The sequence below is a fragment of the Actinoplanes sp. NPDC026619 genome (assembly GCF_040638295.1).
GTDB lineage: Bacteria > Actinomycetota > Actinomycetes > Mycobacteriales > Micromonosporaceae > Actinoplanes.
Window position 1 is genome coordinate 375613 of record NZ_JBEZYA010000007.1, and the last position, 10208, is coordinate 385820.

At 69.7% G+C, this 10208-nt stretch carries 8 protein-coding genes and 1 pseudogene; 4 read left to right on the forward strand and 5 right to left on the reverse strand.

The features are described 5' to 3' along the window. Positions 1 to 196: 196 nt before the first annotated feature. Complete coding sequence (locus AB0E90_RS18725; RefSeq protein WP_360406515.1) at positions 197 to 691, forward strand: helix-turn-helix transcriptional regulator; 495 nt, start codon at positions 197 to 199, stop codon at positions 689 to 691. A 12-nt stretch (positions 692 to 703) separates the two neighbouring features. Here AB0E90_RS18725 and AB0E90_RS18730 read toward each other — a convergent pair whose 3' ends face one another. Together AB0E90_RS18730 and AB0E90_RS18735 are read right to left on the reverse strand one after the other, a co-directional pair. After that, positions 704 to 1723, reverse strand: a complete 1020-nt coding sequence (locus AB0E90_RS18730) for a GNAT family N-acetyltransferase (RefSeq protein WP_360406517.1) — start codon at positions 1721 to 1723, stop codon at positions 704 to 706. Positions 1724 to 1800: 77 nt separating this feature from the next. Continuing rightward, a complete protein-coding gene (locus AB0E90_RS18735) occupies positions 1801 to 2388 on the reverse strand; it encodes a lytic murein transglycosylase (protein ID WP_360406520.1) in 588 nt (195 codons plus the stop codon). 993 nt (positions 2389 to 3381) lie between these two features. Here AB0E90_RS18735 and AB0E90_RS18740 point away from each other — a divergent pair. Beyond that, positions 3382 to 3603, forward strand: a complete 222-nt coding sequence (locus tag AB0E90_RS18740; RefSeq protein ID WP_360406523.1) for a zinc ribbon domain-containing protein — start codon at positions 3382 to 3384, stop codon at positions 3601 to 3603. Between the two features lie 1026 nt (positions 3604 to 4629). Then, the gene (locus AB0E90_RS18745) at positions 4630 to 7278 is read left to right on the forward strand and encodes an adenylate/guanylate cyclase domain-containing protein (RefSeq protein ID WP_360406526.1); all 2649 of its coding nucleotides are present in this window, start codon (positions 4630 to 4632) and stop codon (positions 7276 to 7278) included. On the opposite strand, the gene AB0E90_RS18750 is transcribed toward AB0E90_RS18745, so the two are convergent. After that, the gene (locus tag AB0E90_RS18750; protein ID WP_360406529.1) at positions 7271 to 7765 is read right to left on the reverse strand and encodes a phospholipase; all 495 of its coding nucleotides are present in this window, start codon (positions 7763 to 7765) and stop codon (positions 7271 to 7273) included. The two genes, AB0E90_RS18745 and AB0E90_RS18750, sit on opposite strands and share 8 nt — an antisense overlap. 164 nt (positions 7766 to 7929) lie before the next feature. Between AB0E90_RS18750 and AB0E90_RS18755 the strand changes: the two genes are divergently transcribed. Beyond that, entirely contained in the window at positions 7930 to 8943 is a 1014-nt protein-coding gene (locus tag AB0E90_RS18755) for an NAD-binding protein (RefSeq protein WP_360406532.1), read from the forward strand. Between the two features lies 1 nt (position 8944). Here AB0E90_RS18755 and AB0E90_RS18760 read toward each other — a convergent pair whose 3' ends face one another. Beyond that, entirely contained in the window at positions 8945 to 9967 is a 1023-nt protein-coding gene (locus AB0E90_RS18760) for a 2-oxoacid:ferredoxin oxidoreductase subunit beta (RefSeq protein ID WP_360406535.1), read from the reverse strand. Beyond that, positions 9960 to 10208: pseudogene (locus AB0E90_RS18765) on the reverse strand (2-oxoglutarate ferredoxin oxidoreductase subunit alpha); the annotation flags it as partial. The gene AB0E90_RS18760 and the pseudogene AB0E90_RS18765, both read right to left, overlap by 8 nt.

Genomic DNA, 10208 nt, shown 5'->3' on the forward strand with positions numbered 1-10208 from the left:
CTGCTCTGCGCACTAATACGCGCTCCGGCCCCGGCAGGCGGCTGTGGCGCGTATAGGTACGCAAAGCAGCGCGTATAGATACGCAAAGCAAAGGGCCGGTGGAAGCTACTGGCGGCTGGGGTTTCTATCCACAGGGCGCCGAGTCGTTGTCCACAGAGGGCCGCGGGTCGTCGTCTCGGCCTGCCATAGTCGGCACATGTCATTCGCGAAGCAGCCCGCGGCGGCGGAACCCGCCGGTTTTCCCGTGCCTGGGCTGGTGCGTCGGGTGCGGCGCATCGCGGGTCTCAGCCAACGCGAGCTGGCGCAGGCGGCTGGTGTGTCCCGCGCGACGATCGGTCGCATCGAGTTGGGCTCGCTGGCGCCGAGCTTGGCCGTTCTCGAACGGATCTTCGGGGTCGCCGGTCTCAGCCTGGCGGTGGTCAACGATGAAGGTCGGGTCATCCAGCCGATGGTTGACTGGGCGGACGCGCGCGACGGGGCTGACCGGCGGTATCCGAGTCATCTCGACACGATCATCGATCCCGAGCCGGGCGAGTGGTGGGGCGATCAATACGGGCTGGCGCGACCGCCGGAAACGTTCTATCGGGACCAGCGTTCGCGTACGGCGCAGCGCCGCCGGAGCCAGTGGGAGGTTCGGGCGGCAAAACATCGCGGCGAACCACCGCCGCCGCGCGCTCCGGACTACCGCTGATCAGCGCCTCAGCTATTCGACCGACTCGAAGCTCTGCACGAGCTGGGCGACGTCGACGCCGTACTCGAACCAGTCGCGGTCGGGCTGGTAGCCGAGTTCGGCGTTGACCTTGAGCATGGACTCGTTGTTGTGCGCGTTCCAGGTCTGCACCTCGCGCAGGCCCGGCTCGGCTCCCTGCAGCTCGAACAGCATGCGCGCCTTGATCGCCCGGTCGATGCCGTAGCCGCGGTGCGCTCGCACGACGATCGTGTCGTACTGATCGGCGCGCTCCGGGTGCTGGGCCGGCACCACCACCTCGGTCAGCCCGGCCACCACTCCGCTCGACTCGTGAATGGCCAGCACGATGTACGGCTTCAGGCCGCGCTTGTGCAATGTGTCCAGCGAGTCGCGCAGCCGCTGCGGATCGGACGAGCGAGGCGCGAGGTCGAGGTCTTCGTCGTCGTCCTGCGCCTCGAGCTTGGCCTGCGCATACGCCTCCAGGAGCGCCTCCGGCGGGCCGCCCGGGTGGTATTCCACCCGGTAGCCGGTGGCGATGCCGTCGGCCATCTCGTGCAGCGACGGCCAGTCGACCGCGGCCAGGTTGAGCACGCTGCGGGTCTCGACGTATTCGCGCTCGAAGCCCAGCGACTCGTAGAACGCGATGGCCGGGGTGCCGCCGATCGCCTCGACCCCGATCGACGAGAAACCCTCCAGATAGGCCCGGCGGGCGGCCATTGCGACCAGCTCCCGGCCCAGGCCACGGCGGCGCAGCGACGGCTTGACCATCACTTCGAGCACACCGATGTCGCCCAGCAGCAGGATGCTGACGTGCGCGAAGATCTCGCTCTCGCCCTCGGGCAGCCGATCATCCTCGGCGACCCAGCTGATCCGGCGTTCGCCGGGCATGGTTTCGGCCAGGTAGTCGCGCACCTGGACGTCCTGCCACGGTGGATCGTCGGGAAGATCGGTGGACAGCACCGTGTTCACCGTCTCCACGAGCGATCGGATCTCCGCGGCCGACGCTGACCGGGGATCCCATTCACGCACCCTCACCCGTACAGCTTGCCGTTAACCGGACCAACAGGGAAGTGCTGGCCACGGAAATGTGCGAGGACCGTCACGGAGCGTTTCTATGAGCGGCTGCGCTGACCATAGTCATTCGCCGCGGCGAAGACCTTCTGGGCGTACGGCTGAACCGCGTTGTACGAGAGAATCGCCTCCCACCACGACTGCGCCCGGGACATGTCCCGCCCGCCCTGGCACAGGTAGGTCGCCGCGGTCAGTGACGCATCGTCGATGTCGTTGGGGTCGGCCACGCCGTTGTTGTCGGCGTCCACCTTGTAGCTGTTCCACGTGGCCGGAATGAACTGCAGCGGCCCGACCGCCCGGTCATAGGTGGTGTCCCCGTCCAGAGTTCCCTGGTCGGAGTCCGCGATCAGCTGCCGCCCGCCCTTGCCGTCCAGCGGCAGCCCATAGATCGGCGGCGACACCGAACCGTCCACCCCCAGCACCGCCCCGTTGGCACTGCCATGCCCCGACTCGACAAAAGCGATCGCCGCGATGGTGGTCCAGCTCAGGTGACAGGCCGGCTGCGTCCGGGTGAGCACCAGCTCGGCGTACCCGTAAGCCTGCACCGCCACCACCGGAATGCCGACCTTCGTGCCGATCTGCTGCGCCCACCCGTTGAGCGCGTCCGCCGGCCGCGCACCGTTCGGCACCGGCTGAGCCTGCTCGGTAGTAGCCGAAGGCAACGCCCCCGCCGGCGCCGACCCGGTCGGCAGCCCAGCCGGAAAACCACCCCCGGCCGAGGCGGTGCCATCAAGCGGAAATCCGGGCGTCGCGCTGGGCGAGGGAGCAGCTTGCAGAGCTTGCGGTACGAGGTAAGCCCCAGCCGTCCCCGCCGCCCCCAACAGAAGCAGCGCAATAACCCCCGGCAGCACAAGCCGCCCGCTGGGCCGCTTGGCCCACTCCGAAGTGCTGCGCCCCGCCTTCCGAGCAACTTGCACAGGCCGAGCCCGCCGAAGCCGCCCCCCCACCACCAAAGCCCCCGCCCCAGGGCCAGCCGCTGCCTTGTCGCCCGCCGCCGCAGCCCCCGCGGCCGTGGCATCGCTCGCAGCCTTGGCGTCACCCACAGCCTCGGGGCCGCCCGCAGTCTTGGCGTCGTTCGCAGCCTCGGCGTCGCTCACAGCCGCGGCGTCGTTCGCAGCCTCGGGGTCGCCCGCAGGCTTGGGTTTGCTCGCAGCCTCGGCGTCACCCGAGGCCTCGGCGTCGCTCGCAGCTTCGGATTCGGGAGCCGCCTCGGGGCTGCTAGCTGCCTTGGCCCCGCCCGCCGCTTCGAGACCACCCTCCGGCGCGGGCGAGGTGACCCCAGCCAAACCGTCAGTCTTACTCTCGAGATCCGAACCGACCGACGAAGTAGAGGCCGGAACAGACGCGGCCGTCTCCGGCGCTACCTTCTCCACCGCCGGTTCGGCTGATTCGCCCGACTCAAGATCGGGGGCCGCGCCGGAGCTGCCCAGTGGCCCGCCCTGATGCGGCGCGGCCGCACGCAGCTCAGCTTTATCCACCGATTTCTCCCGCCCGTTCGCCACGGCCCGACCATACCTGCCGATGGCTCATAGCAAGAGGCCCCATAGACCCGCCCGAATCACCATCGGATAGCCCCGTCCGCAGGGTTAGTTGGTGTCATACCGGGGGCCTACGCTGTGCCAATGCCGCGTTACGACTTCCGCTGCCGCGCCTGCGGCGACACCTACGAGGTAAGCCGCCCCATGAGCGAAGCCTCCACCCCCACAACCTGCCCCCAGGGCCACAGCGACACAGTAAAGCTCCTCTCCACAGTCGCAGTAACCACCCGAGGAGCCACCACCCCTTCCCTCACCCCCCAGCCAGGCGCGGGCGGCGGCTGCTGCGGAGGCGCATGCGGCTGCTAACCCAACCCCAAAACCGCGAGCCACCCGCCCCACCAAACGAGGCACCCCGACCCGCCGTCGCCAGCACCCCAACTAAGCAAACGCCCCCAGGCCTGGTGCCGACGTTCGACGGCGCCCCCGACGCAGGGAACTGCCCCAGAGGTCTTGGGCCGCCCCTGGTATCTACGTTTTCCAGAGGCCCCGACTCACGGAACTACTGCGATTGCCCCGTTGATGAGGAGGCAGTCGATTTTCTGTCGCCGCGGGGTGTGCGGTGCCAGGAAATCGGCTGCCTCCTCATCAACTCCCCAGGGGCAATCGCCCGCTGAGCGCAGCGAAGCCATTCAGCTCAGCAGCCGTGTGCACCCAGCCCAGCCCGCGCCCCGTGGGTGGACCGCCCAGCCCGGCCCCGCGCCCGGTGGGTGGACCGCCCAGCCCGGCCCCGCGCCCGGTGGGTGGACCGCCCAGCCCGGCCCCGCGCCCGGTGGGTGGACCGCCCAGCCCGGCCCCGCGCCCGGTGGGTGGACCGCCCAGTCCAGCCCCGCGCCCGGTGGGTGGACCGCCCAGCCCGGCCCCGCGCCCTGTGGGTGGACCGGCCAGCCCAGCCCCGCGCCCAAATGAGTGACGCGCTAAGCCCAGCCCCGCGCCCGTGAGTGCGCCGCTCAGCCCGGCCCCGCCCCAAAGAAGCAACCCCACCCGCCATCACCGCGTGATCATTCGGGTGAGCCACGGTCGCCCGCGGTAAGCGCCCCCATCCCCACGATTACTCTGCGCAGTGACCGTGCGACTTGGAGAGACGACATCCGGGGCCCCCAACGGGTACATCCGAACGGCCTGCCGGAACTGGACAACTGCGGCGTGACTTGGCTCGATCCATTTCGTTACGTGACGCGTAGTGCATAGCAGCGTCGATGACTTGCGAACGGGTGTCCATCATTCGGGGTCGGCCATGGCGTGTAGATCGTCACCGTCCGTTTCTACGATGCACGGTGACACAGTGATACGGCAGCATGAGACACGACTTCCCGGAGGAGGCGGAGGTTTACCGTGTCGGGACGGACCGAGCTGCCGAGTGGGCTGGTGACCTTTATGTTCACCGACATCGAGGGCTCGACGCGGTTGGCCCGGATGCTCGGTGACGACTACGGCTCAATCCTCGGCGCGCATCGTTCGGTGTTACGCGCTGCGCTGAGTAACTTCGGCGGTGTTGAGCTCTTCACCGAGGGTGATTCTTTCTTCGTGGCGTTCCAGGATGCGAGCGCCGCGCTGTCGGCCTGTGTGGAGGCTCAGCGGCGACTGTCCGCACACGAATGGCCGGGCCGCGACGCCATGCCCCGGGTGCGGATGGGGATGCACACCGGCTGGGCCCGGCCGGTCGGCGGCGAGTACGCGAGCCTCGAGGTGCATCGGGCGGCCCGGGTGGCGTCGGCTGCGCACGGTGGTCAAATCCTGTGTTCGGGCGCGACCGCTCTGTCCATCCTCACCGACGGTGTTCCGGTCCCGTTCGGCACGGTGGCGACCCTGCCGGCCCGGACCAGCGAGCTGACCGGGGTGGATCTGCTCGACCTCGGCCCGCACCGGCTGCGGGGTTTCGACGACGACGAGCGCCTCTTCCAGGTGGTCGCGGCCGGGCTCGATCGCGACTTCCCGAGCCCGCGCGCTCAGGGCGGTGCCCGGCACAACCTGCCGGCCGCGCTGACCTCGTTCGTCGGCCGCCGCCCGGAGGTCGCGGAGCTGGCCGACCTGTTGACCCGGCACCGGATCGTGACGGTCGCCGGGCCCGGTGGCGCCGGCAAGACGCGACTCTCGCTCGCGGTGGGCGAGCAGCTGCTCACGACGTACCCGCAAGGGGTTTGGACGGTTGATGCGGTGAGCGCGGCGACCGGCCTGGCCCCCGCGCTGGCCGCGGCTCTCGGGCTGCGCGCCGAACCGGGCCGCCCGATGTTGGAGACGCTGCTGGAGCAGTGCGCCGATCGGCGGATGCTGTTGCTTCTGCAGACGTGCGACGCGGCGCCGGCTGCCTGCGCGGGCCTGGTGCGGATGCTGCTGGCCGCGTGCCCGCAGATGGATGTGCTGGTGACCGGCCGGGAGCCGCTGGGGGTGCACGGCGAGGTGGTGTGGCGGATTCCGCCGATGTCGCCGTCGGACGTGTTCACGCTGCTCAGCGAGCGGGCCGCGGCGGCGCGCGGGGGGCGGCCGGCGCCGGTTGAGGAGGGCGCCGATCTGGCCTGGGTGGCGTCGCGGTTGGAGGGTTCGCCGCTTGCCGCAGAGTTGGCGGCCGGTCGGTTGAGGTTGTTCACGGCGGGGCAGCTCGCGGCCCGGCTCGATGACCCGATCGCCGCACTGGACCCGGTGTCGGGGGAGTCGGGCGAGCGGAACGACAGCATCACGGCCAGCCTGGACTGGTCGTATCGGACGCTCAGCGTGCGGGCCGCCGGGTTGCTGCGCCGGCTGTCGGTCTTCGCCGGGCCGGTCGAGCTGCCGACCGTGGAGTGGTGTGGCCCGGACGGTCTCGGCTCGCTGGCCGAGCTCACCGAGAAGTCGCTGATCGAGGTCGTGCCCGGCCCGCGTTACCGGATGTCGGAGCAGGTCCGGGCATACGCGACCCGGCAACTGACGATGGCCGGCGACGAGCATGCCGTCCGCGACCGTCATGTCGCCTGGTCGCTGCACGCGCTGGACGCGGCCGCGATCGACACCGACGGCCAGCCGCGGACGACCTCGTTGTCGGAGCTCGCGCCGTTCGTGGCCGAGTGGCGGGCGGCGTTGCGCTGGGCGGCCGGCGAGGGCAGTGTCTCCGCGGGCTTGCGCCTGGCGGCCGCGCTCGATCCGTGGTGGCGCGAGCACGGTGGCGCCCGGGAGGGTCGCGATCTGCTGTTCCGGCTCTACCGCCGGCTCGACGAGGTGGAGGTCGAGCCGGCCGAGCTGGCGGCCGCCTATCTGGTGCACGCCGGCCTCGCCGACGAGCGGGACGAGCGGACGCGGTTCCTCGACCGGGCCGAGCACATCGCCCGTACGTCCGGGGATCAGGCTTTGTTGGTACGGGCGTCGGCCGGTCACCGGCTGACGTTGCTGGAGAACCGGGACTACGACGGGGCCGAGCGGTTCTGCCGTGACCTGATCGTGCGGGCCGAGCAGTCCGGGGCGGGCGAGGCGGCGCTGCCGGCCGTGGTCACCCTGGCCGAGCTGCTCTGCAAGCGGGAGGCGCTGGACGAGGCGGCCGACCTGCTGGGCGGGGCCCGCCAGTGGGAGGCTGGCTGCCCCGAGGACCGCGGGCGGCGCACCGTCGACTGGCTGCTCGGGGTGGTGGCGTTGCGCCGCCGCGACCTGGTGGCGGCGCACGACCATCTGGTGGTGGCGTTGCGGTCGAGGCTGCGGCACGGGTTCCGGGGTGCGGCGGCGGACGCGGTTGCGGCGATCGCGGTCCGTTGTGCGCAGGGCGGTGACGCGGCCAACGCCGCGGTGCTGTTCGGCGGGGCCGAGGCGGCGCGCGGCGCACGGCGTACGGCATTGTTCGGGAGCTTCTGGTCGGCGCAGCAGCTGTGGCTGCGGACCTCCCTCGGCGACGCGGCGTTCGACGCCGCGTACGCCGAGGGGGTCGGTCTCGGTTTTGATCGGATAGTGGCGATGGCTCTGGCCGTTGAGCACCCGGACCTCGAGGACGGCGCGGCCCGCTTTGCCCAGGTGACTATTTGATCAGCGTCTCGGCCCGTTTGATGTCGCTCTTCTTGACGAAGGCCAGCGAGCCGAACGCGTGGACGGCCTGGTAGTACGTCCAGGCGAGGCTGTAGCAGGCCGGCCGCACGAAGACGCTGTAGGTGGCGCAGACCCGCTGCAGGTCGGCGTAGAGCATGTCGTCGAGGCGCGCCTTGTTGGCCGGGAAGGCGCCGGCGTCCTTGTAGTTGCGGTAGCCGAAGTCGTGATGCCAGCACGAGATGGTGAAGTCGAAGCCGAGCGGCTTGTCCGGGCTGGCCGAGCAGTAGTCGGTGGACCAGTCGAAGCTGTACGACTTCCACGGGTCCCGGTTGAGCCGGGCGGAATTCCAGGCGTTGTAGCTGCTCGCCGCGGGCTGAGTCCAGTCGGACAGGACGGTCAGCTTGTCGGCGGTGGCGGCGTGGGCGGCGGCCGGGACGAGGAGAGCGCCGAGGATGAGGACCAAGGCGAGAACGATGCGTCGGACCATACCGGCAGTGTTCGATCGGTCACTATCCGCATACAAGGTTGTCGATCGGGTTTACCGGCGTACGCGGCAACCTACCTGCGAGTATTCCTAAACGATCGTTTATGTGATGTCCTGGGGGGCGGCCCTGCACCCGGCCGCTATGGTGTGCGTGTGCGGGACGAGAAATGATCCATCTGCCCCTGGTCCGACAGGGCCCCCTGCGCGCGCTCGCCGTCCGGGTGGCGTTGGCCGTCGGGCTCGTCCTGTTCACCGTCCTGATCATCTGGATCGACCGCGGCGGGTACCGGGACATCAACGGGGACGGCCTCAGCGTCCTCGACTGCTTCTACTACGCGGTCGTGACGCTCTCCACGACCGGCTACGGCGACATCACCCCGGTCACCCCGGGTGCCCGGCTGATGAACGTCCTGCTGATCACCCCGGCACGGGTGCTCTTCCTGATCATCCTGGTCGGCACGACCCTCGAGGTCCTGACCGATCAATACCGCAACAGCCTGCGCGTAGGCCGGTGGAGGCGAAAGTTGAAGGACCACGTCATCGTCTGCGGTTACGGCACGAAGGGCCGGGCCGCGGTCGCCGCGCTGCTGGAGAACGGCTGGGACAAGAACCGGATCGTCGTGGTGGAGAGCCGTCCGGAGGGTGTCCGCCAGGCCACGTCGAACGGTCTGGCCACGGTCGAGGGCAACGCCACCCGCTCGTCGGTGCTCAACGAGGCCGACGTCAAGAACTGCAAGGCTGTCATCATCGCCACCGACAGCGACGAGGCCTCGGTCCTGATCAGCCTGACCGTCCGCCAGCTCACGGCCGGCCAGGTGCGCATCATCGCCGCGGTCCGCGAACAGGAGAACGCCGCGCTGCTCAAGCAGAGCGGCGCCCACCACGTGATCGTCTCGTCGGCCACCGCCGGCCGGCTGCTCGGCCTCACCACGACGGCCCCGCCGCTGATCGACGTGGTGGAAGACCTGCTGACCCCCGGCCAGGGAATGGCGCTGGCCATGCGAAGCGCGGAGCGCAACGAGGTCGGCCAGAACCCCCGCGCGCTGCAGACCCTGGTGGTCGCCCTGATCCGCCGCGGCAAGGTGCTTCCGCTGGGCGGCGAGCAGATCGTGACCATCGAGACCGGCGACATGCTGGTCTACATCCGCGCCGACGAGAACACCCCCAGCGTGCCGGCCTGAGTTACATGATCGTCCAGGTGTCGGCGGCGTTCAGGAGCTGGTCGAGCATCTCGTCCGGAGTGCCGGTCGTCTGCGCCTTCGCGTCTTCCAGCTGCTTCTGGATGAGCTGGTCGTAGGTCGGGCGCTTGACGTTGCGGAACACGCCGATCGGGGTCGTGCTCAGGTCCGAGCCGGACAGGCGGGTCAGGGCGAACGCGTACGCCGGGTCTTCGACCGTGGCGTCGTGGACGAGCGCCTCGCCGCCCTCCTGCACCTGCAGGCCGAAGCTGCCCGCCGGGTGCACCACGGAGAACTGACCCTGCGCGCCGAAGGTGATCGGCTGGTCCTGCTCCAGGCGGATCAGGTGGTCGTCGCGGGTGGACGAATCCTTGATCAGCTCGAAGGCGCCGTCGTTGAAGATGTTGCAGTTCTGGTAGATCTCGACGAACGCGCTGCCCTCGTGCTGGGCGGCGGCCCGGAGCACCGACTGCAGGTGCTTGGCGTCCGAGTCGATCGTGCGGGCCACGAAGGTGGCCTCGGCGCCGAGCGCCAGCGACAGCGGGTTGAACGGCGCGTCGGCCGAGCCGACCGGGGTCGACTTGGTGACCTTGCCGATCTCGGACGTCGGCGAGTATTGACCCTTGGTCAGGCCGTAGATCCGGTTGTTGAACAGCAGGATCTTCAGGTTGACGTTGCGTCGCAGGGCGTGGATCAGGTGGTTGCCGCCGATCGAGAGCGCGTCGCCGTCGCCGGTGACCACCCAGACGCTCAGGTCGGGGCGGGAGGCGGACAGGCCGGTCGCGATCGCCGGGGCGCGCCCGTGGATCGAGTGCATGCCGTACGTGTTCATGTAATACGGGAATCGCGACGAGCAGCCGATGCCCGAGATGAAGACGGTCTTGTCGCGCGGGATGCCCAGCTCGGGCATGAAGCGCTGCATGGCCGCGAGGATCGAGTAGTCACCGCAGCCGGGGCACCAGCGGACCTCCTGGTCGGACTTGAAGTCCTTGGCGGTCAGCTTCAGTTCCACCGTGGGGCTAGCCATTCTTGACCACGTCCTCGAGCATGCTTTCCAGCGTCGCGGCGGTGAAGGGCAGGCCGCTGACCTGGTTGAACGGAACCGCGTCGACCAGGAACCTCGCCCGGATCACGTGGGCGAGCTGGCCCAGGTTCATCTCCGGGATGACGACCTTGTCGTACGCCTTGAGGACCTCGCCGAGATTGGCCGGCAGCGGCGACAGGTGCCGCAGGTGGGCCTGGGCGATCGGCAGCCCGCGCTGCCGCAG